Raw genomic sequence first — 25,528 nt, forward strand, 5'->3', positions numbered from 1 at the left:
CCAGGCTGATGTCTCATACTGCCAGGGAAATAGACGAGGAATCTGGTTTTTCAGCATTGCTTCAGACTCGCTGTATCCATTCGTCATGCCTTTTGTACGATACTATTCATGAATTTGCTGTAGCCGATCATGTCATGAGAATTACTGATGTCCAGATTTATATTAGCCGACAAATATTTTATGAATTCGGTGTGGGTATCTTGTTGATCTCATACCGAATAGCGGCCAGTTCCTGAAAAACTTGGCCTGATAAACCAGTAGGACATTTCCGAGAGGGCGTGCAAATGTGACGTTGTTCTCAAGTAGTTAACAGGCGGGGCGATTTCCCCAGCCGCTTATTCAACTCCAGCCCATTGGCCATCAGCATCATTAACCCCAGGCCGACAATCGCGGTCGTCACTTGCATGGGCCATGTATCGCCTGCCAGTGCATTGGCCATGTCTGCCAGTGGCGCCAGCAATACGCCCAGACAGAAGACTTCCAGCGAATAGCGGCCCATGCGGCAAGTCTGGCGGGCGGGCCAGTTTTCGAGCCAGGTGTTTGAGGTTGGCAGCAGTCGGGCGACGACGTAGACCAGTGCAAGGAAGTGCAGCAGGCGCGCGGGTGCCAGGTCGGTTTTGCTGATGGGGTACAAGGCGTCGAGGTGCAGGGTCGAGACTAGCGCGCTGTGCAGGCCGGGCCATTTTTCACTGAAGGTCAACATTCCGGCAATCACCACGTAGGCGGCGGCCACCATGAACAAGGGTTGTTGGCGTAACGGAGGGTGCTTAACTGTTATGGCTGTTTCGCTGCGCAACGCGCACGCACCGCCGAGCACGAACAGCAGCTGCCAGGCGACCGGGTTGAAGTACCAGACACCGCCGCCTTCGTAGGCGCGCAGGTTCCAGCCGAATAACGGCACCATCAGGTACAGCGTAATCGACAGGCCGACGGCCACTTCGAGTTTACGCAGCATCACTGGCAAGGTCAGCGGCAAGGTCAGCAACAGCACGATATACAGCGGCAACGGGTCGGTCAGGTTCGGCTTGAAGCGCAGCAGCAGTTCATCAGCCAATGCCTGTTGCGGGTTGCCGACGAAGTATTCAAGGCCCATCTGCTGGACCATGTCGCGCGTCTCCACATGATTGTTGGCGACGAAGACGATGCCCATCAGCAGGGTCAGCAGAAAGATATGCACCACATACAGCACCCAGGTGCGGCGCAGGATTCGCACACCAGCCACCAGCATGCCGTCACGTCGAGCGATCCGCCCGTAGGCCAGGATCGAGGCGTACCCGGCGAGGAAAACGAAGATTTCCGCTGCGTCGCTGAAGCCGAAGTTGCGTACGGTCAGTTGCGCCAGGGGATTATCCGGCACGTGATCCCAGAAGATGAAGATCAGCGCCAGGCCGCGAAAGAAGTCGATTCGATGATCGCGTCCGTTAGTCATAACGGTGGACTCTTGAAAGTGCTGATGAGTAAAGATAGGCCACAGAGGCTCAGGTTCCAGGCCGGCGACCAGTGACGTTCGGCGGCGCGGCAGGGTGCCGCTAATCGAGGGCAATTGCAAAGGCGCGCTATTACAGAATGTCTCTGGCTCAGGCGTTCCGGTGGCTTCACGCCGACCGCTGCACCGTGTGCGTGTTCGATCAACCTCACCAATGATGCCAATCAACAGCAATCATTCTCATCTTCCGTTATGTTACTGTATAACTATTGCAGTCAACTCACTGGAGAGATCACGATGAAACCCGATATCCATCCTCAATACCGCACCGTGCTGTTCCACGATACCGCTGCCGACGTTTACTTTCTGATCGGCTCCACCGTAGACACAGACCGCACGCAACAGCACACCGACGGCACTACCTATCCTTACGTTGCACTCGACGTTTCCAGCGCCTCGCACCCGATGTACACCGGGCAGCAGCGCAAGACCACCACCGAAGGCCGGATCGCGGGTTTCAACAAGCGTTTCGCCACCTTTGGTTCGACCGGCAAGAAAGAAACCGCAGCCGCTCAATGAGCGGTCTGACCCCCCGGTCGTGGGCATTTCGTATGGATTGCCCACGACCGGGATTTTTTTGTCTGAATTTCAGGCCTGCGACCAATCATCTACTGGACTAACAGCCGACATTGCTTTTATCTTCGCGGCCTGAAAAACAGGAGTAACCGCTTTGAAAAAGTCAGTCGCCATCGTTTTCGGTGGGCAATCCAGCGAGCATGAGGTTTCGTTGCAGTCGGCACGCAACGTGATCAATGCGATTGATCGTGAACGCTATGCGCTGACCCTGATCGGCGTCGACAAGCTGGGCCGCTGGCTGCATTTCGACGAAGCCGATTACCTGCTCAATGCCACTGATCCTGCACGGATCAAACTGAGCGCATCAGGCAAGCCATTGTCCTTGCTGCCGGGCAGCATCGGCGGGCAGTTTGTCGACGTCGAGTCAGGTCAGCCACTGGCTGCCATTGATGTGGTATTCCCGCTGATCCACGGCGCGTTTGGCGAAGACGGTGCGTTGCAGGGTGTGCTGCGCATGCTGGCTGTGCCCTTTGTCGGCGCCGATGTGCTGTCCTCTGCGGCCTGCATGGACAAGGATGTGACCAAGCGTCTGCTGCGCGATGCGGGCATAGCCGTCGCGCCGTTCAGGGTCCTGTCGCGTGGAGAGAGCCTTTCTTTCACGGAAGTTGCCGACCAATTGGGGCTGCCGATGTTCGTCAAGCCGGCCAACCAGGGTTCATCGGTGGGCGTCAGCAAGGTGTCTGACGAGGCTGGTTTTGCGGCGGCACTGGCGCTGGGTTTCGAGTTCGATCATAAGCTGCTGATCGAGCAGGGCATCGTCGGCCGGGAAGTGGAGTGCGCCGTATTGGGTAACTTCGATGCGCAGGTCAGCGTCTGTGGCGAAGTGATTGCCAACGATGAATTCTATGCCTACGACACCAAGTACCTGAACGGCGATCAGGCGCGCATCGCTATCCCCGCCGAGCTGCCCGCCGGTCTGAGTGATCAGGTGCGTGACGTCGCGTTGCAGGCTTACAAGGTGCTGGGCTGCGCAGGGCTCTCGCGGGTCGATTTTTTCGTCACCGAAGGACGCGACATCATCATCAACGAGGTCAACACGCTGCCGGGCTTCACCTCGATCAGCATGTACCCCAAGCTCTGGCAGGCCAGCGGTCTGTCGTATGCCGAGCTGATCCATCGCCTGATCGTTCTGGCGCTGGAACGGGCTGATCAGGCGCGGCTGCTGAAAACGGAGATCTTCGCATGAAGATCATCCGCATCGCGGCGGCGCTGCTGATCGGCGCAGACGGCCGGACCCTGCTGGTGCGCAAGCGCGGTACCCGGGCCTTCATGCAGCCGGGCGGCAAGATCGAGCCCGGTGAACCGGCACCGCAGGCGCTGGCCAGAGAACTCGAAGAAGAGCTCGGGCTGATCGTCGATCCGGCGCAGGCAGTGTTTCTCGGTGAGTTCACGGCACCCGCCGCCAATGAGCCCGGTTTCGAGGTCAACTGTCAGTTGTATGAGGTCAGGACCGACGCCCAGGCAGTGCCTGCCGCCGAGATCGAAGAAGTGCTGTGGGTTGACGCGGACAGTCATGCGGGTTTGCAACTGGCTCCGTTGACCCGCGATCTGATCCTGCCGCTGTATCTTCAGCGGCAGGCTGCACGCAGCTGAACGGCGCAGTCGTCCTGCATCGCGGTGCAGGACGGCACTGTCAGCGAACCCTATTTCAGCGAATCAGGTGTCAGCGAACCACACTCACCCCGTCGAGCGTCGAAAACGAGGTGTCCTTGGCTGTCAGCAGGAAGTCACGCATGTACGGTGCGTCGAGCATGTCGGCGCGGATACCGGCGTAGAGCGTCGCGAACAGTCCTTTCTCGCCCAGCCGCTTGGCCTTCACATAGCCGCGTGAGCTGTATTCATGCAGCGCCCAGTGCGGCATCCCACAGACCCCGCGTCCGCTGGCGACCAGTTGCATCATCATCACCGTCAATTCCGAGGTTCGTACCTGTGCAGGCTCGATATCGGCGGGCTCCAGAAAACGGGTGAAGATGTCCAGTCGGTCGCGCTCCACCGGGTAGGTGATCAGCGTTTCGCTGAGCAGGTCTTCTGGAACAATGTACGGCCGGCCCGCCAGCGCGTGTTGATTGGCCACCGCCAGCATCGCTTCATAGGTGAATAGCGGCACATAGGTGATGCCGGGCAATTCCAGCGGGTCGGAGGTCACCACCAGGTCCAGATCGCCACGCGCCAGGGCAGGCAAGGGTGCGAACGAGAAGCCGGAAGACAGGTCCAGTTCCACCTCGGGCCAGGCATCGCGGAACTGGTCGATGGTCGGCATCAGCCACTGAAAACAACTGTGGCACTCGATTGCCATGTGCAGCCGTCCCGCCGTGCCACCCGCCAGTCGAGCGATGTCGCGCTCGGCACTGCGCAGTTGCGGCAGCATGGAGTCGGCCAGTTGCAGCAGGCGCAAACCGGCGCTGGTAAAGCGCACCGGTTTGGTCTTGCGCACGAACAGCGGCATGCCCATGCGCTCTTCCAGCTCCTTGAACTGATGGGACAGCGCCGACTGCGTCAAATGCAGGCGCTCGGCTGCTTCCACAAGGCTGTCGGCCTCGCGCAGTGCATGCAGGGTTTTGAGGTGGCGTATTTCAAGCACGTTCAGTGCTCCATGAGCAGTATTTGTGATCAACACGAAAAAAATGAGTTTGTCTCATGTTGTGTCAGCTGTCGACAATAGGCCCATCTTTTATGGAGGACGCATCGTGGCCCTGACTCAACACCCTGACTATTTTCACATTGGCGCAGACCGTGAATTGCAGCACGCTCTGCAGGCTTTCTGGAAACAGGATCAGGGTGTTGCGACAACTGATGCCGAACTGCGCAACTGGCTGATGGCGCGTTACCCGCAGCAGGTGCCACACCTGAAACGCGACCAGCGTTTTCAGCCCGCTTGGGCACCGCTGCTGGCGAGCGTCGCCGAAGCGTGCGAGCAAGGCCGCAAACCTGCGTTGATCGGTCCGCTGACACTGCTCTGGCTAAGTGACGTTCAGGGTGACGAAGTGGATCGCCTCGACCTGCTGGAGCATCTGCTGCCGGTGTATGGCGAGATCTTCGGGCGTCTGGCGGCGCGCGGTGTCGAGTGGATTCAGATCGACGAACCGATCCTGGCGCTCGACCTGCCGCTGGCATGGAGCAACGCCTTCGAACGTGCCTATCACATTCTTCAGTATTCGCCGTTGAAGAAGCTTATTGGCCTCTATCACGGTGACCTGCGGCCCAACCTGGGTGTCGCGGCCTTGCTGCCGGTTGCAGGGTTGCATCTGGACAGCGTGACCGAACCGGAGCTGCTGGCCCCGGTGTTTGATCGTCTGCCGGTTTACAAGGTTCTGTCCCTGGGCGAGTGCGATACGCATTCGAACTGGCATCAGGAATCGCTCCTCGAAGCGCGCGCCCGTTTTGGGGAAAACCTGATGGTGGCGGACCAGGTCGCTGCGTAACGCAACACTCGATTAACGACCGCTCAGCGCCATTCATCAAACTGTCACGCAAGTGTGGCAGCGCGCTTGGGAAAACATCATCAGACTCGCGGCCTACTGGGGATCTGTTTTTTGGTGTTTTTCATGCGGGTTTTAATTTTTCTGGCCGCGCTTCTGTGCGGCTTGCCGTCTTTTGCGGCCGATCGTTGTGATACCGATGTTCCTGTACAGATGGCTGACCTCAAGGAAGTGCGGATTGCCTACCAGAGTATTGGTAGCGAGTCCGACCCTGCCTTGCTGTTGGTGATGGGGCTGGGCGGGCAGTTGATTCACTGGCCGGACGAGGTCGTGGTCGCGTTGTGTCAGCAGGGCTATCGGGTCATTCGCTACGACAATCGCGATGTGGGTCTGTCTTCTTGGGTACAGCAGCCAGCGGATGCCAATCTGACGTTCGAAGTGCTGCGTTATAAACTTGGCTTGCCTGTCTCGGCACCCTATTCGTTGACTGATATGGCCGACGATGCGCTGGGGTTGATGGATGCATTGCAGATTCGTCAGTTTCACGTGTTGGGCGCGAGCATGGGCGGCATGATCGCTCAGCATCTGGCTGATCTGGCGCCGTCGCGGGTCGAAAGCCTGACACTGATCATGACCAGTTCCGGTGCGCAGGGTCTGCCCATGCCCAGTGCCGCGTTGATGCAACTGCTGGCGCGGCGCGGCGCGCCCAATCGGGAAGTGGCGATCGAGCAGCAGGCCGATTTGCTTGCAGCGCTGGGCAGCCCGCAGGTCAAGGATGATCGCCAGCAACTGCTGCATCAGGCGGCCGTTTCCTATGACCGGGCGTTCAATCCCGAGGGCGTGAAACGCCAGATCATGGCGATTCTGGCCGAGCCCAGCCGCGTGGAACTGCTGAACCGTCTGCGTCTGCCGGTACTGGTGGTTCATGGTACGGCTGACCCGCTGTTGCCGGTCATGCATGGCGTGCATGTGGCCGCGCACATTCAGGGCAGCCAACTGCGCCTGATTCCGGGTCTGGCACACCGTTTTCAGGAGGCCTTCAAGGCGCCGTTGCTTGGTGCAGTGCTGCCGTACCTGAAAGCCCAGCATGAAGACGGTCGCAACCTGGCTCAGTTGTAAGTCTGCCTGGTTGTCAGGCATGGGCAGAGGTGTATCGTGTGGCCTTTGCTTACCGAAAAGGGCCGACATGACAACTGCACTGAAGATCGACTTCATCTCCGATGTTTCCTGCCCCTGGTGCGTCATTGGTCTGCGCGCGCTGGATCAGGCACTGGAGGCACTGGGGGATGAGGTGCAAGCGCACATTCACTTCCAGCCTTTCGAGCTGAACCCGAACATGCCTGCCGAAGGGCAGGACATCAAAGAGCACATCGCCGAAAAGTACGGCTCCACGCCGGAACAGATCGACGGTATGCACCAGACCATCCGTGAACGCGGTGCTGAACTCGGCTTCACTTTTGCCAGCGGCGAGCGGCGTATCTACAACACGTTCGATGCCCATCGACTGTTGCACTGGGCCGAACAGCAAGGCAAGCAGCACGCGTTGAAGCAGGCGTTGTTCGAGGCCTATTTCAGTGACCTGAAAGACCCGTCCGATCACCAGACTCTCGCGGATGTGGCGCAGAATGTCGGCCTGGACCGTCTGCGTGCTCAGGCCATCCTGGACAGTGACGAGTACACCTCCGAGGTTCGCGAGGCCGAGCAGCTCTGGACGTCTCGCGGTATCACCTCCGTGCCGACCATGGTCTTCAACGACCAGTACGCCGTCTCTGGCGGTCAGCCGGTCGAGGTATTCGTCAGCGCAATCCGCCAGATTATCGGTGAATCGCAGTAACGTACTGCCCGTGCGGGATCGGACGCAGCGCGTCCGGAAGGCATGCCCACGCGGAGAATGGGCACGACAGGTGTCTTGAGGACGCCTATCGTTCCGCACGCTCCAGCGTTGGAATGCAGTGGGTCACGCTCTGCGTCACAGATCTGCGCTACGCCGCACGTTCAGGATCGGGCGCAGTGCTCAAAGCCCGTATTTCTTGACCTTGTCAAACAGTGTGGTCTTGGCCATGCCCAGTTCCTGACTGGCCTGGCTGAGGTTGCCGCCGCTGCGTTGCAAGGCGTCGCCGAGCAACGAGCGCTCGAAGGCTTCGACCGCTTCGGCAAATCCCAGGCTCTGGTTTTCACTGACCGTGCCTGACTGCTTGAACGCTGGCAGGCCAAGGGCAAAGCGTTCAGCCACGTTGCGCAGTTCGCGTACATTGCCCGGCCAGTCGTGGCTCATCAGGTTCGAACTGGTCTGTTGATCCAGCACGGGCGGTTCGCGGTCGAAGCGTAACGACGACAACTGCAGGAAGTGTTCGAACAGTTGCAGAATGTCTTCGCGGCGCTCACGCAAGGGCGGCAGTTCAAGCGTGACGACGTTCAGGCGGTAATACAGGTCGCTGCGGAACTGATTGGTCTTGCCCAAGGCATTCAAGTCGGATTTGGTTGCCGCTATGACCCGGCAATCCACGGCAACGCTCTGGTTGGAACCCAGCCGCTCGAGGGTTCGCTCCTGCAGGACGCGCAACAGCTTGATCTGCAGATTGACCGGCATGCTTTCCACTTCATCGAGAAACAGCGTGCCGTTGTGCGCGTGTTCGATCTTGCCGATGCGCCGTTTGCCCGCGCCGGTGAACGCGTTGGCTTCATGGCCGAAGATTTCCGACTCGAACAGGCTTTCCGCCAGCCCGCCACAGTTGAGCGCCACGAACTGGCTGTCCTTGCGCCGACTGAAATCGTGCAGGCAGCGCGCGACCAGTTCCTTGCCCGTGCCGGTTTCGCCTTCGATCAGTACGTTGGCCGAGGTGTCGGCGACGTTGGCAATCAACGCACGCAGGTTTTGCATGGCCGGGGAGCGGCCGATGATCCGGCCTTCCAGCGAATCGCGCTCGGCGAGTTGCTTGCGCAACGCCCACACTTCACGGGCCAGGCCGCGTTGTTCCAGTGCGCGTCGGGTGACGTCCACCAGACGTTCTGGAGAAAAGGGTTTCTCCATGAAATCGTAAGCGCCATCGCGCATAGCGTTGACGGCCATGGTGATATCGCCATGGCCGGTGATCAGCACCACCGGCAGGCTGCTGTCACGTGCCTTGAGACGGCTCAGCAACGCCAGGCCGTCGATGCCCGGCAAGCGAATGTCGCTGATGACGATACCGGCGAAGTTGTCACCGATGCGCTTTAGCGCCTCTTCAGCGCTGGCAACGCCTTCGCTGGCGATGTCCTCCAGCGCCAGGGCCTGCTGGCAGCCGAGCAATACATGCGGATCGTCTTCAACGATCAGGACAGTCAGGTCGCTGTTTATGCTCATGGGTGTCGTCTCATGTCGGGCTGTCCGGGTGGCGGGCATCGGGGATAAACGGCAGGCTCAGGACAAACGTCGTACCGCCGTCCTGCGGATGCTCTGCGCTCAGGCTGCCTCCGGCTGCGGCGGCAAGGCTCGCCGACAGCGTCAGGCCCAGCCCCAGGCCTTGTTCGCCCGGTTTGGTGGTGAAGAAAGGTTCAAACAGATGCTTGCGCGCCTCGGCGTCGACGCCGCGCCCGTTATCACGTACCCGCAGACGGTATCGGCCTTCGACAACCGATCCGCTGAGCCATAACTCCGGTTGCGGCAGGTCGAACATGGCATCCAGTGCGTTGCCGATCAGGTTGACCAGAATCTGTTCCAGGCGGGTCTGGTCGATGGTCAGGGTGGCGTCGACGAAGTCTCGATGCACTATCAGGCCGGACTGCTCCAGACGCACGCTCAGTAACTGCGCCGCCGCATCGACAGCCTTGCTCAGTTGCGCCTGGCCCTGATCGTCGCCGCGTCTGGCGAATGCGCGCAGGCTGGCGGTGATGCGGCCCATGCGGTCGACCAGGTCATTGATGGTACGCAGGTTGGTACTGGCGGTATCCAGCGCACCTCGTTCCAGAAAGCGCACGGTGTTGCCGGACAAGGTGCGCAGTGCGGCCAGAGGCTGGTTCAGCTCATGCGCGATGCTGGTCGACATCTGGCCGATGGCTGCCAGCTTGCCGGCCTGTACCAGCTCGTCCTGCGCCTTGCGCAAAGTGTCTTCGGCCTGCCTTCGTTCACGAATCTGCGCCTTGAGGCGTTCGTTGCTGGCCCGCAGGTGTTCGGTGCGCTCGGTGATCTTGCGTTCCAGTTCGTTGTTGGCCGCCTGCAGCGCTTCCCTGGCAGCAAGCCGGGTCGAGATCACTTTGCGCCGCTCGTTCCAGGCAATCAGCAGAAAGGTCACCAGCGCGCAGGCCACGGCGACCAGCATGCCCTGGTTGGCCGCTTCACGGCGCAGATCCTCCAGCGGAGTAAGCAGTGTCAGGTGCCAGGCGGTGTCATTCAGCGGGCGGCTCTGGGCCAGATAACTGACCTTTTTGTGTTCGCGGTCGACACTGATGTTGGCGGGGAAAACCAGTGTTTCGACGCCTTCAGACAAGGTTTCCCGTTCCAGTGGCACCAGTTCGTTGAGCGGCCACCAGTAATATTGCAGGCTGCGAGCCAGGCGCTCCTTGATCTCGGCAGTGAGCGGACGTACTGATTTCAGACGCCGAGCCGGGTCGCTGGAGAGGATGATGATGCCATTTTCGTCGCTGACGAATGCCTCCAGGCGCGCCCGCTGCCAGCGTTCTTCAAGTGCTTCGAGGCGTACCTTGATCACCGCAACGCCGATGATGCGGCCTTTGTCTTCCAGCCCATGCGCCAGGTAATAGCCCGACTCACCGGTGGTGGTGCCGATGCCGTAAAAGCGCCCGGGCAGGCCGCGCACGGCATCCTGAAAGTAGGCACGGAAAGACAGGTCTTCGCCCTGATAACTGTCGGCGTCACGCCAGTTGCTGGTGGCCAGCACACGTCCGGTGGTGTCCATTACGTAAATGGCACGGCTGCGGCTGCGTCGATTCAGCCCTTCGAGGTAGCGGTTGACCTGCTGCTGAAGCTCGGGTCCCGGTTCGTTCAGCAACTGCGACACGCTGGATTCCAGTTCCAGCACGCTGGGCAGGTAGGTGTATTTGCTGATTTCGCTCTCGACCGTGCGGGCGTGCAGCTCCAGTTGGCGTTCGCCGGTTTCGCGCAGTCCCTTGATGGCGCTGTGTTCACTGACCAGATAGGCGATATAGCCCAGCCCGATCATTAGCATGAGGATCAGCGGCGGTAGGAACAGTTGGCGGATCAGACGGGGTTTCACGGCGAGTGATGGCGGGGCGGCGCGATAAAGAGTGGGGTCGCATTTCATCACAGTCGTCCTGGACCGAACAGCTGCCCGCGGATGAGCGGGCAGCCGTTAAAGTACTGCCTAGTGCTGCAGAATCTTGGCGAGGAATTGTTGGGCACGCTCCGAGCGTGCGCTGACGTCACCGAAAAATTCTTCCTTTGCACAGTCTTCGACAATCTGTCCCTTGTCCATGAAAATCACCCGGTTGGCGACTTTGCGTGCGAAGCCCATTTCGTGGGTCACGCACATCATGGTCATGCCTTCCTGGGCCAGTTGCACCATCACATCGAGCACTTCATTGACCATTTCCGGGTCGAGCGCGGACGTGGGTTCGTCGAACAGCATGACCACCGGGTCCATCGCCAGCGCGCGCGCGATGGCGACACGCTGTTGTTGCCCGCCGGAAAGCTGGCCGGGGTGCTTGTGCGCATGCTCGGAAAGGCCGACGCGCTCCAGCAGCTTCAGTCCCTTCTCGGTGGCTTCGGCCTTGCTGCGGCCCAGCACCTTGATCTGCGCGATGGTCAGGTTTTCGACAATGCTCAGGTGCGGAAACAGTTCGAAGTGCTGAAACACCATGCCGACCCGCGAGCGCAGTTTCGGCAGGTTGGTCTTCGAATCGGAGATCGATGTGCCGTCGACAACGATATCGCCTTTCTGGAACGGTTCCAGCGCGTTGACACATTTGATCAGGGTCGATTTGCCGGAGCCGGACGGGCCGCACACTACAACCACTTCGCCCTTGCTGACCTCGGTGCTGCAATCGGTCAGTACCTGGAAGTCCCCATACCACTTGTTGACGTTTTTGATGGAAATCATACGGCAAACCTTTTTTGCAGGCGCTTCACCAGCAGCGAGGCGGCAAAGCTGATCGTGAAATACACCAGACCGGCAATGATCAGGAACTCGTTGGCGCGCCCGATGATGTCGCCACTGGAGCGCGATGCGTTGAGAAAATCGACGAGGCCGACGGTGTACACCAGAGAGGTGTCCTGAAACAGAATGATGCTCTGTTGCAGCAGCAGCGGGGTCATTTTGCGAAAGGCCTGGGGCAGGATGATCAGTCGCATCATCTGCGAGTAATTCATGCCCAGCGCCTGAGCAGCGCCCATTTGCCCCTTGGAGATCGACTGCACGCCGGCACGGACGATTTCGCAGAAGTACGCGGCTTCGAACATCATGAAGGCCACGACGCAGGAGGCGAACGCACCGATGGGCGTGTCTTCACCGGTAATCCAGCGCAGCACGAACGGCACGGCCAGGTAGAACCAGGTGATCACCAGCAGCAGCGGGATCGAACGAAAGTAGTTCACGTAGGCACCGGCCACATTGGCCAGCAGCTTGTTCGATGACAGGCGCATCAACGCCAGCAGCGTGCCAAGTACCAGGCCGCCGACGACACCCATTGCCATCAGCTTGAGGGTCATGACCATGCCGTTCCACAGGCCGGGAATGGCCGGAACGATTCCAGTGAAGTCCATTATTTGCCCCCCAGTGAGATGAGTCCCGGTACGGCGACTTTCTTCTCGATCACACGCATCAGCAGCATCAGGCTCATGTTCAGCGTGAAGTAGATGAGGGTCGCGAGGGTGAAGGCCTCGAACAGGTTGGCGGAGAATTCGGCGGTCTGCTTGGTCTGCGCAAGCAGCTCCATCAGGCCGATCAGCGACGCGACCGAAGAGTTCTTGAACACGTTCAGGAATTCGGAGGTGAGCGGCGGAATGATGATCCGGTAAGCCTGCGGCAACAGCACGTTCCAGTAGATCTGTGGCAGCTTGAAGCCCATGGCGCGTGCGGCCGATTCCTGGCCCTTCGGCAGTGCTTCAATGCCGGTACGCACCTGTTCGCAGACCCGGGCAGCGGTGAACAGGCCAAGGCAGACCACTACGCTGAGGAACGCGGAGGTGGTCGGGTTCAGGTCCTGCTTGTACCACTCCTGCAGGTTTTCCGGCAGCAGGTCGGGCACCAGGAAGTACCAGATGAACAGCTGCACCAGCAGTGGCACATTACGGAAGATTTCCACGTATACCGTGGCGATACCTGACACCAGACGGTTTGGCACGGTGCGCATGACGCCCAGCACCGAACCCAGTATCAGGGCAATGATCCAGGCAATGACAGCGATCGCGATGGTCCAGCCCAGGCCGGAGATGAACCAGTCCAGATAGGTCTCGCTGCCGACGCCGGTGGACTTGAAGAATACGCCCCAGTCCCAGTTGTAATTCATCAGGGTCTCCCCCTCTTTTTATTGCTATCGAAATGCACGCACTGTCGTCTGTCGAGAATGACGAGGCGATCCCGGACGAGCGCTGCCCGCCCGGGATGCCGTCAGTTCAGACTGGCTGAACCGGTCTCTCAGGCTTTCTTGTCGTCAGCTGGCTTATCGGTCGGGTTCTGAATCAGTTCCTTGAGCTTGTCGCTCATCGGGAAATTCAGGTTCAGACCTTTCGGAGGGACAGGGGACATGAACCACTTGCTGTAGATGGCGTTGATGTCGCCCGACTTGTAGGTAGCGACAATGGCGTCATCCACGGCCTTCTTGAACGGGGCATCGCCCTTGCGGACCATGCAGCCGTAGATCTCGTAGGATTGCGCTGTACCGGTCACTGCCCAGTCGTCCGGCTTCTTGGCCTTGGCCATTTCGCCTGCCAGCAGCGCGTCGTCCATCATGAAGGCGACTGCACGGCCGGACTCGAGCATCTGGAAGGATTCACCGTGGTCTTTGGCGGAGATCACGTTCATGCCCATCTGCTTGTCAGCGTTCATCGCCTTGAGGATGCGCTCGGACGTGGTGCCCGCCGTGGTGACGACGTTCTTGCCTTTCAGGTCGTCGAAATCCTTATAGCTGGAATCCTTTTTCGACAGCAGGCGCGTGCCGACTTCGAAGATGCCGATGGAGAAATCGACTTGCTGCTGGCGCTCGACATTGTTGGTTGTCGAGCCACATTCCACATCGACGGTGCCGTTCTGAACCAGCGGGATACGGGTCTGCGAAGTCACCAGGTTGTACTTGACCTTGAGGTCAGGCATGTCCAGGTCTTTTTTGATGGCTTCGACGATTTTCAGCTGGATGTCGTGGGAGTAGCCCATCGGCACGCCAGAGGCATCAGCGATGTAGGAAAACGGGATGGAGGCGTCACGATGGCCCAGCGTAATGGTGCCGGATTCCTTGATCTTCTTCAGAGTGCCAGTGAGTTCGGCGGCGAAAACCGGCGTGCTGATCAGAGCGGCAGCGATGGCTGCGCCCAACAGGTGGGGAACGATGCGCATGGGTGAGTCCTTGATGTCATTTTTTATTGATGGGGCCGCAATCAGAGTCGGCCCGCTTGTTGGCGAATGCTTCAACGGCGTCCACATCCAGACACACGCTCTTGTCGAAACCCTCGGTTCAGAATGTAGAGCATGAGTCGTGCCAGACCGTTTTTAGAATTCAACACGCTGAATTCAAAAGGGTTTTTTTAGATCGGCTCTGATGCTACGGACAAATGCGTCCGGGAAGCCGAATAAAGCGGGGGCGATTGTTCGGAAAACCGAATGGAAAGGGGGGCGGGAGGAGGGCAGTAAGGAGGGAAACCTGTTCACCGCACGATGGGTGAACAGGTTGCAAGCGGATTATCAGGCGGCTTCGAAAGAGGCTTTGTTGCGCACGATGGTTTCCAGGTAGCTGCTCACGGCGGCCTGTTCCTCAGGCGTCATGAACAGGCCCAGCTTGGTGCGGCGCCACAGGATGTCTTCGATGCTGGTGGCCCATTCCTGATCGCACAGGTAATCGACCTCGCGGGTATACAGGCCTGCACCCAAATGCTGACCAAGGTCTTCCAGACTTTGCGCGCCCTCCAGCAAGCGCCAGCTGCGGCTGCCGTAAGTGATCGACCAGCGCTTGGCGATAGGCGCGGGCAGCCAGCTGAAGCGGCGGGTCATTTCTGTCGCCAGCGCTTCGGCGGTGGTCATGTCTTCGCCGCCAGGCAGGGCAGCGTTGGCCGTCCAGCTCGGTTTCATCTGTTTGAAGAACGGTGCCAACTGCGCCATCGCCGATTCTGCCAGTTTGCGGTAGGTGGTCAGCTTGCCGCCGAACACCGACAGAATTGGCGCCTCGTCCACGCCGCCTGACAACGAAAGCGTGTAATCACGAGTAATAGCAGACGGATTATCGGACTCGTCGTTGCACAGCGGGCGCACGCCAGAGAATGTGTGGAGCACATCTGCGCGACTCAACTGTTTCTTGAAGTGGTCGTTGGCCACTTTCAGCACGTAATCCATCTCGCCTTCGGTGATGTCCACCTTGTTCGGATCGCCCTGATACTCACGGTCAGTGGTGCCGACGATGGTGAAGTGCTCCAGGTACGGAATCGTGAACACGATGCGCTTGTCTTCGTTCTGCAGAATGAACGCGTGCTCACCCTCGTACAGTTTCGGCACGATCAGGTGGCTGCCTTGAATCAGGCGGATGCCGTAAGCCGAATCGAGCTTGAGGTCTTCACGGATGAACTTGGCTACCCACGGGCCTGCCGCATTGACCAACGCCTTGGCGTGGATCGAGAACAGGCTGCCGTCGCTGCGCTCAAGGTGCAGATGCCACATGCCCTTGATACGGCGGGCGCTGACACAGCGGGTCTGAGTATGAATGTGCGCACCGTTTTCACGAGCGGACATGGCGTTGAGCACTACCAGGCGCGCGTCGTCGACCCAGCAGTCGGAATATTCGAAACCGCGGGTGATGCTCGAGTTGAGCGGGCTGTCCGCACCGAAATGAATGGTCCGCGATGCGGGGAGTTTTTCGCGCTTGCCAAGGTTGTCATAAAGAAACATCCCGGCACGAATCATCCAGGCCGGACGCAGGTGTGGGCGGTGAGGCAGCACGAAGCGCATTGGCTTTACGATGTGCGGCGCTTTGGCAAGGAGCACTTCACGTTCTGCCAGTGCTTCACGCACCAGGCGGAATTCGTAGTGCTCCAGATAGCGCAGGCCACCATGAATCAGCTTGCTGCTGGCCGAAGACGTATGGCTGGCCAGGTCGTCCTTTTCGCAGAGAAAAACCGAGAGGCCGCGACCGGAGGCATCCGCTGCGATACCGACACCGTTGATGCCACCGCCAATAACGGCAATGTCGTAGACCTCTGAGAGGGGCGGGTTTGGCACGTTGGTGTGGGGCATTGGTGGCCTCCTGGACAATTCGTGAGCAATGCTCGAAAGGCGAATCTGAACATTAATGTTCATTTCCGAAAATCATAGCTCAATAAAATGACCCTTGCCAGCACGTATCGATTGAAAATACTGATGATGGTGTCAGGAAAAGAACAAATATGAACATTGTAGGGCGGGAATTGTTACCGGGAGGATCGGTGCACCGCCTGCACTGAATTGCTCTGGATCAACGGTCTGCGCTGCATCGCTTGAACCGGGGAGGACGCAGAGCGTCCGGAACGGCATACCCATGCGGAGCATGGGCACGATAGTGTTCTTCAAGACACCTATCGTTCCTCACGCTCCGGCATGGGACTGCCTTGGGTGACGCTCTGCGTCACAGATACGTGCCGCGCCATACATACACAAGTCTTGTAGGAGCGAGCTTGTCAGGGAAGAGGCCGGTACAGACTCCAGAAAATAGGGCGCTCGACGCACCGTCTTCATGAGCAATGCGGACCGCCGCGCGAGCACTGCTCGCGCCTGACAATCACACCACTTCCAGACGAATCTTGTGCTGATTCAGCAACTGCTGCAGTGCGGGCACGGGTGGCTGGTCGGTGACCAGGCAATCGATGAGGGTGATCGGCCCCAGGCGGACCATGGCGTTGCGTCCGAACTTGCTGGAGTCAGCCGCCAGCAGCACTTTGCGTGCGTTGGCGATGATCGCTTGGGACACCCGTACTTCCTGATAATCGAAATCCAGCAGGCTGCCGTCTTCGTCGATGCCGCTGATGCCCACCAGGGCGAAGTCCACTTTGAACTGGGTGATGAAGTCGATGCTGCCCTGGCCCACCACGCCACCGTCACGTCGCACATTGCCGCCTGCTATCAACACCTCGAAATCATCCTTGGTGCTGAGGATCGACGCCACATGCAGGTTATTGGTGATGATCTTCAGGTTGTTGTGGTTGAGCAACGCACGGGCGATGGATTCGGTGGTGGTACCGATATTGATGAACAACGAGGCGTTGTCCGGGATCTGCGCGGCGATGGCCTCGGCGATCCGTTGTTTTTCGTCACGCATCTGGTCCGCACGCATGGCGTAGGCAGTATTTTCGATGCTGGAGTCGTAGGCCGCGCCGCCGTGGTAGCGGCGCAACAGGTTCATTTCCGCCAATTGATTGATATCACGGCGAATGGTTTGTGGGGTCACGACGAACAGCGTCGCCATCTCCTCGATGCTGACATAACCACGGTCACGGACCAGTTCGAGGATCTGTTGTTGGCGGGGAGGCAGGTTCATTGTTTTTCCTTGGACGCCCTCTACAAATGGCGCCCATCATGCCGCAGGAAAGTGCAACCTGTCAGCCGGAATCCTGCTCCCCTCCTTACAACAGCGCTGTCACTCTTCGTTTTCGTGCGGTTCCCAGTCACGAGTACGCGCGACTGCTTTCTGCCAGCCTGCGTAAAGTTTTTCGCGATGCGCCTCTTCACATGATGGCTCGAACACACGCTCGATCACCGCCTTGTTACGCAACTCGTCCAGGCTGCTCCAGAAGCCAATCGCCAGACCAGCCAGGAAGGCTGCACCCAGTGCCGTGGTTTCACGCATCTGCGGACGCTCGACGTGGGTGCCGAGGATGTCTGCCTGGAACTGCATCAGGAAGTTGTTGGCCACGGCACCGCCGTCCACGCGCAGCGACTTGAGGCGTTCGCCGGAGTCCTGTTGCATGGCATCGAGCACGTCGCGGGTTTGATAGGCGATGGATTCCAGCGCTGCACGGATTATGTGATCGACTTTCACACCGCGGGTCAGGCCGAACAATGCGCCTCGTGCGTACGGGTCCCAGTAAGGTGCGCCCAGGCCCGTGAACGCCGGCACCAGGTACACGCCGTTGCTGTCCTTGACCTTGCCAGCGAAGTATTCGGTGTCCAGCGCGTCGTTGATGAGCTTGAGTTCGTCGCGCAGCCACTGCACGGTCGAGCCACCGTTGAAGACCGCGCCTTCCAGTGCATAGGCCACTTCACCACGCGGGCCGCAGCCGATGGTGGTCAGCATGCCGTGCGCCGACTTCACGGCTTTCTTGCCGGTGTTCATCAGCAGGAAGCAGCCGGTGCCGTAGGTATTCTTGGCCTGGCCGGGTTCGACACACATCTGGCCGAACAACGCCGCCTGTTGGTCGCCTGCGATACCGGCAATCGGGATGCCGCTTTTGCTGTGACCGTAGACCTCGGAGGAGGCTTTGACCTCTGGCAGTATCTCGCGCGGGATGTCCAGCACGTCGAGCATGCGCTGATCCCATTCCAGCGTATGGATATTGAACAGCATGGTCCGCGAGGCGTTGGTGTAGTCGGTGACGTGAACCTTGCCGCCGGTGAATTTCCAGATCAGCCAGGTATCGATGGTGCCGAACATCAGCTCGCCTTTGCGGGCGCGCTCGCGGCTGCCTTCGACGTTGTCCAGAATCCACTTGACCTTGGAGCCGGAGAAGTACGGGTCAATCACCAGACCTGTGGTGTCCTTGATGTACTCCTCAAGACCGTCGCGCTTGAGCTGCTGGCAGATCTCGGTGCTGCGGCGGCACTGCCAGACGATTGCGTTGTAGATCGGGCGGCCGGTGTCGCGCTCCCAGATGACCGTGGTTTCACGCTGGTTGGTGATACCGATGGCGGCGATCTGGTTGTGGTGCAGATCGGCCTGCGCCAGCGCCTTGGTCATGCAGGCCGTCTGGGTGGCGAAGATTTCCATCGGGTCGTGTTCGACCCAGCCTGCCTGCGGGTAATGCTGGACGAATTCGCTTTGGGCAGTGCTCACCACGTTGGCGTCGCGGTCGAAGATGATGGCGCGCGAGCTGGTGGTGCCCTGGTCAAGAGCAATGATGTAGTTCTTGTTCTGTGTGTCAGTCATGTCGATTGCCTTGCATTTATTGGGTGGGATTCAGTTGAGTGAGATTCAAATTGAGGGGTGCTCAAGATGAAGCCTGAACTTTGCCGCGAACCACAGGAGCCTCTTTTTCATTTTCAACAGGAGCGGCGCTGGGCAGATGACGCGCAATCAGCGCGCGGTAGCCAGCAGCACCAAGGCAGGCACCCAGAATGGGCGCAAAAATCGGAACCAGGAAGTAAGGAATGTCACGACCGCCGGTGAAGGCCATTTCACCCCAGCCAGCGAAGAACGTCATCAGCTTCGGACCGAAGTCGCGCGCCGGGTTCATGGCAAAACCGGTCAGTGGGCCCATCGAGCTGCCTATCACGGCTACCAGCAGGCCGATCAGCAAGGGCGCCAGCGGGCCGCGCGGCAAACCATTGCTGTCATCGCCCAGAGCCATGATCACACCCATCAGAATGGTGGTGATGACCACTTCGACCAGAAAGGCCTGACCGACCGAAATGGCCGGGTTTGGGTATGTCGAGAATACCGACGCCAGTTCAAGACTCTGCTCGCTGCCGCGAATGATGTGGTGAGCATGTTCGAAGTCGAAAAAAAGGCTGATGTACATCAGGTACACCAGACCCGCTCCGCAGAACGCGCCTGCGATTTGCGCCGAGATATAAAAGGGCAATTTACGTTTTTCAAAACCGGCGAACAGACTCAGCGCGATGCTGACGGCCGGGTTGAGGTGGGCACCTGAAATGCCGGCGCTGAGGTAGATCCCCATGCTGACAGCCATGCCCCAGATGATGCAGATTTCCCAAAGACCGAAAGTGGCTCCCGCGACCTTGAGCGCTGCAACGCATCCTGTGCCGAAAAAAATCATCAGGGCGGTGCCAAGAAATTCAGCCACACATTGCCCGGTGAGCGTCGGTTGTTTTAGTGCGATGGACATGGATACCTCATTTTTGTTTTTGTCTCGGCACCCTGAGACAGGCGTGGGTGCTCGTTATTCGTGCGTCTCAGAAAAAACCCCATTTCTGATCGCCGGTGCGAGTTATACCGAAAAACCGCTTTCGATAATATTCGTAAACGAAAAAATATAGACAAGAAACAACGCTGTCAAAGGTCGGAACCGAACGGTCAGTAAATCGCCAGGACCCCGCGAGGACCCGGCAAGACCGCTTTACACCGGGGAATTCAGGCTGTTGCCAAAAGGCCATCAGTGTCGCAGGTGGCGTGAATCAAGGCATGTTCACTTTACTTCGCTTAAAGTGATGGGCATTCGGAACCTTTTGGAGCGCTGCATGACACCCGCACTGGATTTGCTGAAAAAACATCGCGCCGAACATCGCATTCACAGTTATGAACATGATCCGAAAGCGCCTTCATATGGGCTGGAGGCGGCGGAAAAGCTGGGTCTGGAGCCTGCACAGGTGTTCAAGACGCTGCTCGCCAGTACCGAAAAAGGCGAATTGCTGGTCGCCGTCGTGCCGGTCGTCGGAACACTTGATCTAAAGGCTTTGGCGCAGGCTGCCGGGGCAAAAAAAACCGAAATGGCCGACCCTGCGGCGGCGCAACGCTCGACGGGTTACCTGTTGGGTGGCATCAGCCCTTTGGGCCAGAAGAAGCGTCTGCGCACCTTTATCGACGAAACTGCGCAGCGCTTTGACAGCATTTACGTCAGTGCCGGGAGGAGGGGACTTGAGGTCGAGCTTTCACCAGCGGTACTGGCTGAATATACCCAGGCCAGATTTGCCCCGATCGGCAGGGAATGATCTGCGTCTCAGTGGTTGAGCGTATGCACAGCCACGCTGCCGGGTGCCGGGAACAGCACCAGATGGTCTGCTGCCACACGAATGCCGACTTCCTCACCCTGGCCGTGATCGGCGTGGCTGGGGAAAATGGCTTCCAGCTGACTGCCGGTCGACAGTTGCAGGCGATACAGCGTCGAGGCGCCTTGAAAGGTTCGACCGATGACCCGTGCTTTCAGGTCGCTGTGCGGCGCGTAGACGATGTCGTCAGGGCGTAGCAAGACATCCACGGCGGCACCGCTTACGCCCGGGTATGCCCGGTTGCCGCGCAGAATGCCCAGTTCGGTATGCACCGATTCCGGATTCATCATCTGCCCGCGAATGAAATAGCCCTGGCCGATGAAGCTGGCAACGAACGGCGTGCGCGGTTCGTGGTAGAGATTGTAAGGTGTGTCCCACTGCTCCAGGCGCCCCTCCTTGAATACGCCTACGTGATCGCTCACGGCAAAAGCCTCTTCCTGGTCATGAGTCACCAGAATCGCGCTGGTGCCCCGCGCCTTGAGGATATCGCGCACCTCATGGCTCAGGCGCCGGCGCAACTCGCCGTCCAGGTTGGAGAAGGGTTCATCGAGCAGCAGGAGTTGCGGCTCGGGCGCCAGTGCTCTGGCCAGCGCCACTCGCTGTTGCTGGCCACCGGACAGCTCGTGTGGATAGCGCTTGCCCAGCGCGCCGAGGTTGACCAGTTCAAGCAACTCGGCGATCACTTTATCCAGGCGCGGGTGGTTGCGAATGCCGAATGCGATGTTTTCGGCGACACTCAAGTGCGGGAACAGCGCGTAATCCTGAAACACCATGCCGATACGGCGTTTCTCCGGCGGCAGGGTCCAGCCCGGACGGGAGATCACTTCGCCCGCCAGAGTGATCTCACCCGCATGGATCGGTTCGAAGCCGGCAATGGCGCGCAGTGTCGTGGTCTTGCCGCAGCCCGACGAGCCGAGCAGGCAGCCTATGTCACCCGCGTTGAGGTGCAGGTTCAGATCCTGCACCACGCGCTGGTTCTGATAGCCGCAAGCGAGGTTGCGCAGGTTCAGCAGCAACGGGTTCATGCGGGTTTGCAGGCCGGCGCGACGAGAAACTCCAGCAGCGCTTTCTGCGCGTGCAAGCGATTTTCTGCCTGATCCCAGGCGACCGAGCGTGAATCATCCAGCAGGTCGACACTGATTTCTTCGCCGCGATGGGCAGGCAGGCAGTGCATGAACAGCACATCCTTGTCAGCCAGGTCGAGCAGGGCACGCGTGACCTGAAACGGCGCGAACAGCTTTTTGCGCCGCGCGGTTTCCTCTTCCTGGCCCATGGAGGTCCACACATCGGTGCTGACCAGATGTGCGCCGGCAACTGCGGCTTTCGGATCGCGGACCACGGTGACGCGCTCGCCAGCCAGTGCCAGGAACTCGGCGTTTGGCTCGTAGCCGGCAGGGCAGGCCACACGCAACTGGAAGTCGAATTGAATCGCCGCTTCTATATAGCTGTTGCACATGTTGTTGCCATCGCCGATCCAGGCAACGGTCTTGCCCTGGATCGAGCCGCGATGCTCCAGGAAGGTCTGCATGTCGGCGAGCAACTGGCACGGGTGCAGGTCATCGGACAGGCCGTTGATGACCGGCACACGGGAATTGGCGGCGAATTCGGTCAGATTGCTGTGCGCATAAGTACGGATCATGACCGCATCCAGCATGCGCGACATCACTTTCGCGCTGTCGGCAATCGGCTCGCCGCGGCCCAATTGGGTGTCTCGATGGGACAAAAAGATGGCCTGGCCACCGAGCTGAATCATCCCTGCTTCAAAAGAAAGACGGGTACGTGTCGATGATTTCTCGAAAATCATCCCCAATACCCGGTTCTTCAGCGGTTCAAAAAGTACACCGCGATTTCGCAGGTCTTTAAGCTCTACGCCACGACGGATCAAGCCCGAGAGTTCTTCCGGGGTGTAATCCATCATCGAGAGAAAGTGCCTGGCGTTCATGATTAACTACCTTTTCTGCAACAGACCGCAGGTTATCAAAGCCGGTTTTTATCGATAAAACGGGCGAGACCTGCGGCGGAAGCCGCACGGGGCGACGAATAAGAAAGGCGCGATGGTATAAAAAAATGTCGCGTCTTACCAATAGCATGCGTTTTTCTGAAACATGGACACTGCTGGCGTCCCGGATAGAAGGGACGCCGTTATTCTGTATTGACGGGGCAAAAACTGGCTACGCTGAGAAGGTTGGCAGCCATCTGCACTTTTTCAGAAGGCAGCATTTGTACACTGCTCAAATAGCGCTTGGCAATTAGTACCAATCCTGTAACAGTCCATGTTTGCGCGGGCGTTGCCTAATGGGATGCGCTTCACGGGCTTGAAACAAGGACCGTTTCTTTAATCCCGGACGTGGGTTATAAATCGTTGCCGATACATTACTGATCGAGGGGTGGGGGAATGGACTCAAAAGAGCATCAATTAACGGAGTTGCTCGGGCTCACCGCCCGCACGCTTACCCATCTGACAGCCTCGATGACCTCAATGTCTTTCGAACTGCTGCGCAGCGAGGACGAAGTCACGCGTACGGCGGGGCGGCGCATGATTGATCGCATGGCGACCATCAGCTCGGGACTCGACGAGCACTGGCGCCTGATCGGCGATCTGACCGGCGTCCACCTGGCGCAGGAACAGATCGAAACCGTGGCCGAAATGCAGCAACAGCGCAAGGTCGTCACGCCTATCGGCGGTTGATTCGGCCACCTCATCCGCGCGCCTGATGCCCCTCGATTCACGGGCCGAACATCAGTGGCGCGGGGCATGGCAAGGCAGCATAGTGAGTGTTCGGCAATCAACCGGATTGCCATGACAAGATCTGAGGCTGTGATGACCCGGACTGAACACTACCGAGCCTGCCACCTGTGCGAGGCCATTTGCGGTCTTGTGATCGAGACCGTCGTGGAGGCGGATTCTGCGCCGCGCATTGCCTCGATCAAGGGCGACCCGCTGGACACGTTCAGCCGCGGTCATATCTGCCCCAAGGCGGTTGCGCTGCAGGACATCCAGAACGACCCTGATCGTTTGCGCCAGCCGATGCTGCGCAGCGGTGATCAGTGGCAGCCGATTGCCTGGCAGCATGCGTTCGATCTGGTCGCGGAGCGGTTTTACGCCATTCAGCAGCGCCATGGGCAGAACGCGGTAGCGGTCTATCAGGGCAACCCCAGCGTGCATAACTACGGGTTGATGACCCACAGCAATTACTTTCTCGGTCTGCTCAAGACCCGCAATCGTTTTTCGGCGACGTCGGTTGATCAGTTGCCGCACCACCTCACCAGTTTCCTGATGTACGGCCACGGCATGCTGTTGCCGATTCCGGATATCGATCACACCGACTTCATGCTGATTCTCGGCGGTAATCCGTTGGCGTCCAATGGCAGCATCATGACGGTACCGGACGTTGAAAAGCGTCTGAAAGCGATCCAGCAGCGCGGCGGCAAACTGGTGGTCATTGACCCTCGCCGCAGTGAGACGGCTGCCATCGCTGACCAGCATCTGTTCGTACGTCCGAGCGGTGATGCGGCGTTGCTGTTCGGGCTGCTCAATACGCTGTTCGAGGAGGGGCTGACCCGCGAGAGCCATTTGCCTGTCGACGGCCTGGAGCAGGTTCGCCACGCCATTGCCGGTTTCACCGCAGAGGCCATGAGCCCGCGCTGCGGTATTGCTGCCGAACAGATCCGGCAACTGGCGCGGGACTTCGCGGCCGCTGACAAGGCGGTGTGTTATGGGCGAATGGGCGTGTCGACTCAGACCTTCGGTACGCTATGCCATTGGCTGGCACAACTGATCAATCTGGTGACTGGCAACCTGGACCGCGTGGGTGGCGCGCTGTGCACAGAGCCCGCCGTCGACCTCGTCAGCTCGACATCCGGTGGTCATTTCAATCTGTGGCAAAGCAGGGTGTCCGGCCTGCCGGAGTATGGCGGCGAGTTGCCGGTTTCGGCGCTGGCCGAGGAAATGCTCGTGGAGGGGGAAGGGCAGGTTCGCGCGTTGGTGACCGTTGCGGGTAACCCGGTTCTGTCGACGCCCAACGGCCGTCAGCTGGAGCAGGCGCTCGAAGGGCTTGAGTTCATGCTCAGCATCGATCTTTACATCAACGAGACCACTCGCCACGCCGACTTGATTCTGCCGTCCACCTCGACGCTGGAGAATGATCACTACGACACCACCTTCAACACCCTGGCCGTGCGTAACGTCACGCGCTTCAATCGGGCCATTTTTGACAAGCCCGAAGGTGCGCTGCACGACTGGGAGATCTTCGTCGGGCTGGCCAGCGCTTTTGCTGCCAAGGCCGAGCGAGCGCTGAAACCCACGTTGCCGCCTGCGCAGATGATCGATCGCGGGCTGCGTGCAGGTCTCTATGGCGATGCATCACCCCATAAGCTGTCACTGGAAACCCTGGACAATCATCCGCACGGTCTTGATCTGGGGGCGTTGAAGGCCAATCTTGCAGAGCGCTTGAAGACCGCCAATGGGCGCATTCAGGCCGCGCCTGAGGTGATCATGGCCGACCTGGCGCGCTTTGCTGCCGAGCCTGCTCCCCAGACCGACGAGTTGCTGCTGATTGGCCGCCGGCATGTGCGCAGTAACAATTCCTGGATGCACAACTACCATCGGCTGGTGAAGGGCAAACCCCGGCATCAGCTGTTGATGCATCCTGACGATCTCGCGTGCCGTGGTCTGAGCGACGGCCAGCAGGTTCGCGTCAGCTCCCGGGTCGGGATGATCGAGGTTCAGGTGCTGGGCAGTCTGGACATGATGCCCGGGGTGGTCAGCCTGCCGCACGGTTGGGGGCATTCACGTGCGGGAGTAAAGATGGCGATCGCGCAGAGCCTGCCTGGCGTCAGTGCCAATGACCTGACCGACGAACGGCAACTCGACGTGCTGTCCGGCAACGCGGCGTTGAACGGCGTACCGGTGCAGGTCGTGGCGTGTTAAGCCTCAAGACAGAGCGTCATGCTCGGGATTTCGTTACAATGCGCCA

At 59.2% G+C, this 25,528-nt stretch carries 23 protein-coding genes; 9 read left to right on the forward strand and 14 right to left on the reverse strand.

Going from position 1 to position 25,528, the window contains the following annotated elements:
- Positions 1–298 precede the first annotated feature (298 nt).
- Positions 299–1,429, reverse strand: coding sequence for an OpgC domain-containing protein (locus tag AO388_RS15070; RefSeq protein ID WP_058416673.1), 1,131 nt, complete (start codon positions 1,427–1,429; stop codon positions 299–301).
- A gap of 294 nt (positions 1,430–1,723) precedes the next feature.
- Here AO388_RS15070 and AO388_RS15075 point away from each other — a divergent pair, with 294 nt between their 5' ends.
- The 3 genes from AO388_RS15075 (at position 1,724) to AO388_RS15085 (ending at position 3,655) form a co-directional block, all read left to right on the forward strand.
- On the forward strand, positions 1,724–2,005 hold the full coding sequence (locus tag AO388_RS15075; protein WP_003363645.1) for a type B 50S ribosomal protein L31: 282 nt from the start codon (positions 1,724–1,726) through the stop codon (positions 2,003–2,005).
- 151 nt (positions 2,006–2,156) lie between these two features.
- Positions 2,157–3,248 (forward strand): D-alanine--D-alanine ligase, encoded by a 1,092-nt coding sequence (gene ddlA / locus AO388_RS15080; RefSeq protein ID WP_058416674.1) that lies wholly within the window; start codon positions 2,157–2,159, stop codon positions 3,246–3,248.
- Complete coding sequence (locus tag AO388_RS15085) at positions 3,245–3,655, forward strand: NUDIX hydrolase (protein WP_058416675.1); 411 nt, start codon at positions 3,245–3,247, stop codon at positions 3,653–3,655. The genes ddlA and AO388_RS15085 overlap by 4 nt, the downstream gene beginning before the upstream one ends.
- Before the next feature lie 70 nt (positions 3,656–3,725).
- On the opposite strand, the gene metR is transcribed toward AO388_RS15085, so the two are convergent.
- Entirely contained in the window at positions 3,726–4,643 is a 918-nt protein-coding gene (gene metR / locus AO388_RS15090) for a transcriptional regulator MetR (protein ID WP_002554872.1), read from the reverse strand.
- A 106-nt stretch (positions 4,644–4,749) separates the two neighbouring features.
- Here metR and AO388_RS15095 point away from each other — a divergent pair, with 106 nt between their 5' ends.
- The 3 genes from AO388_RS15095 to AO388_RS15105 all read left to right on the forward strand — a co-directional run bounded on the left by AO388_RS15095 (position 4,750) and on the right by AO388_RS15105 (position 7,315).
- Positions 4,750–5,484 (forward strand): 5-methyltetrahydropteroyltriglutamate--homocysteine methyltransferase, encoded by a 735-nt coding sequence (locus AO388_RS15095; RefSeq protein ID WP_003363637.1) that lies wholly within the window; start codon positions 4,750–4,752, stop codon positions 5,482–5,484.
- A 123-nt stretch (positions 5,485–5,607) separates the two neighbouring features.
- Complete coding sequence (locus AO388_RS15100; RefSeq protein ID WP_054082112.1) at positions 5,608–6,600, forward strand: alpha/beta fold hydrolase; 993 nt, start codon at positions 5,608–5,610, stop codon at positions 6,598–6,600.
- Positions 6,601–6,667: 67 nt separating this feature from the next.
- Positions 6,668–7,315, forward strand: a complete 648-nt coding sequence (locus tag AO388_RS15105) for a DsbA family oxidoreductase (RefSeq protein WP_003431257.1) — start codon at positions 6,668–6,670, stop codon at positions 7,313–7,315.
- A 180-nt stretch (positions 7,316–7,495) separates the two neighbouring features.
- Here AO388_RS15105 and AO388_RS15110 read toward each other — a convergent pair whose 3' ends face one another.
- From AO388_RS15110 to AO388_RS15155, 10 genes are all read right to left on the reverse strand, one after another.
- The gene (locus tag AO388_RS15110; RefSeq protein WP_003363630.1) at positions 7,496–8,824 is read right to left on the reverse strand and encodes a sigma-54-dependent transcriptional regulator; all 1,329 of its coding nucleotides are present in this window, start codon (positions 8,822–8,824) and stop codon (positions 7,496–7,498) included.
- Between the two features lie 10 nt (positions 8,825–8,834).
- Positions 8,835–10,742, reverse strand: a complete 1,908-nt coding sequence (locus tag AO388_RS15115; protein WP_003431254.1) for a sensor histidine kinase — start codon at positions 10,740–10,742, stop codon at positions 8,835–8,837.
- A 60-nt stretch (positions 10,743–10,802) separates the two neighbouring features.
- Positions 10,803–11,537 (reverse strand): amino acid ABC transporter ATP-binding protein, encoded by a 735-nt coding sequence (locus AO388_RS15120; protein WP_003363626.1) that lies wholly within the window; start codon positions 11,535–11,537, stop codon positions 10,803–10,805.
- Entirely contained in the window at positions 11,534–12,202 is a 669-nt protein-coding gene (locus tag AO388_RS15125; RefSeq protein WP_170947361.1) for an amino acid ABC transporter permease, read from the reverse strand. The genes AO388_RS15120 and AO388_RS15125 overlap by 4 nt, the downstream gene beginning before the upstream one ends.
- The gene (locus tag AO388_RS15130; RefSeq protein WP_003363624.1) at positions 12,199–12,945 is read right to left on the reverse strand and encodes an amino acid ABC transporter permease; all 747 of its coding nucleotides are present in this window, start codon (positions 12,943–12,945) and stop codon (positions 12,199–12,201) included. The genes AO388_RS15125 and AO388_RS15130 overlap by 4 nt, the downstream gene beginning before the upstream one ends.
- A gap of 128 nt (positions 12,946–13,073) precedes the next feature.
- Positions 13,074–13,988 carry a glutamate/aspartate ABC transporter substrate-binding protein gene (locus tag AO388_RS15135; protein ID WP_003363622.1) on the reverse strand — a complete coding sequence of 305 codons (915 nt, stop codon included), beginning with the start codon at positions 13,986–13,988 and terminating at the stop codon, positions 13,074–13,076.
- Positions 13,989–14,333: 345 nt separating this feature from the next.
- Positions 14,334–15,872 carry a glycerol-3-phosphate dehydrogenase gene (glpD, locus tag AO388_RS15140; protein ID WP_058416676.1) on the reverse strand — a complete coding sequence of 513 codons (1,539 nt, stop codon included), beginning with the start codon at positions 15,870–15,872 and terminating at the stop codon, positions 14,334–14,336.
- Positions 15,873–16,392: 520 nt separating this feature from the next.
- Entirely contained in the window at positions 16,393–17,148 is a 756-nt protein-coding gene (locus AO388_RS15145) for a DeoR/GlpR family transcriptional regulator (RefSeq protein WP_003363617.1), read from the reverse strand.
- Between the two features lie 99 nt (positions 17,149–17,247).
- A complete protein-coding gene (gene glpK / locus AO388_RS15150) occupies positions 17,248–18,753 on the reverse strand; it encodes a glycerol kinase GlpK (protein WP_003363615.1) in 1,506 nt (501 codons plus the stop codon).
- A 61-nt stretch (positions 18,754–18,814) separates the two neighbouring features.
- Positions 18,815–19,672, reverse strand: coding sequence for an MIP/aquaporin family protein (locus AO388_RS15155; protein WP_003363613.1), 858 nt, complete (start codon positions 19,670–19,672; stop codon positions 18,815–18,817).
- A gap of 352 nt (positions 19,673–20,024) precedes the next feature.
- Between AO388_RS15155 and ybaK the strand changes: the two genes are divergently transcribed.
- Positions 20,025–20,495 (forward strand): Cys-tRNA(Pro) deacylase, encoded by a 471-nt coding sequence (ybaK, locus tag AO388_RS15160; RefSeq protein WP_003363610.1) that lies wholly within the window; start codon positions 20,025–20,027, stop codon positions 20,493–20,495.
- 8 nt (positions 20,496–20,503) lie between these two features.
- Here ybaK and AO388_RS15165 read toward each other — a convergent pair whose 3' ends face one another.
- Together AO388_RS15165 and argF are read right to left on the reverse strand one after the other, a co-directional pair.
- Positions 20,504–21,577 (reverse strand): ABC transporter ATP-binding protein, encoded by a 1,074-nt coding sequence (locus tag AO388_RS15165; RefSeq protein ID WP_003431242.1) that lies wholly within the window; start codon positions 21,575–21,577, stop codon positions 20,504–20,506.
- A complete protein-coding gene (gene argF, locus AO388_RS15170; protein ID WP_058416677.1) occupies positions 21,574–22,494 on the reverse strand; it encodes an ornithine carbamoyltransferase in 921 nt (306 codons plus the stop codon). Before argF ends, AO388_RS15165 begins: the two co-directional genes overlap by 4 nt.
- 453 nt (positions 22,495–22,947) lie before the next feature.
- Between argF and AO388_RS15175 the strand changes: the two genes are divergently transcribed.
- Both AO388_RS15175 and AO388_RS15180 read left to right on the forward strand, forming a co-directional pair.
- Complete coding sequence (locus AO388_RS15175) at positions 22,948–23,241, forward strand: hypothetical protein (protein WP_032609138.1); 294 nt, start codon at positions 22,948–22,950, stop codon at positions 23,239–23,241.
- Positions 23,242–23,373: 132 nt separating this feature from the next.
- Positions 23,374–25,482 (forward strand): molybdopterin oxidoreductase family protein, encoded by a 2,109-nt coding sequence (locus tag AO388_RS15180; RefSeq protein ID WP_058416678.1) that lies wholly within the window; start codon positions 23,374–23,376, stop codon positions 25,480–25,482.
- The last annotated feature ends 46 nt before the right edge of the window (positions 25,483–25,528 follow it).

Origin of the sequence: Pseudomonas sp. ICMP 10191 (assembly GCF_001467335.1) — a bacterium.
In the GTDB taxonomy this organism is placed as follows: Bacteria; Pseudomonadota; Gammaproteobacteria; order Pseudomonadales; family Pseudomonadaceae; genus Aquipseudomonas; species Aquipseudomonas cerasi.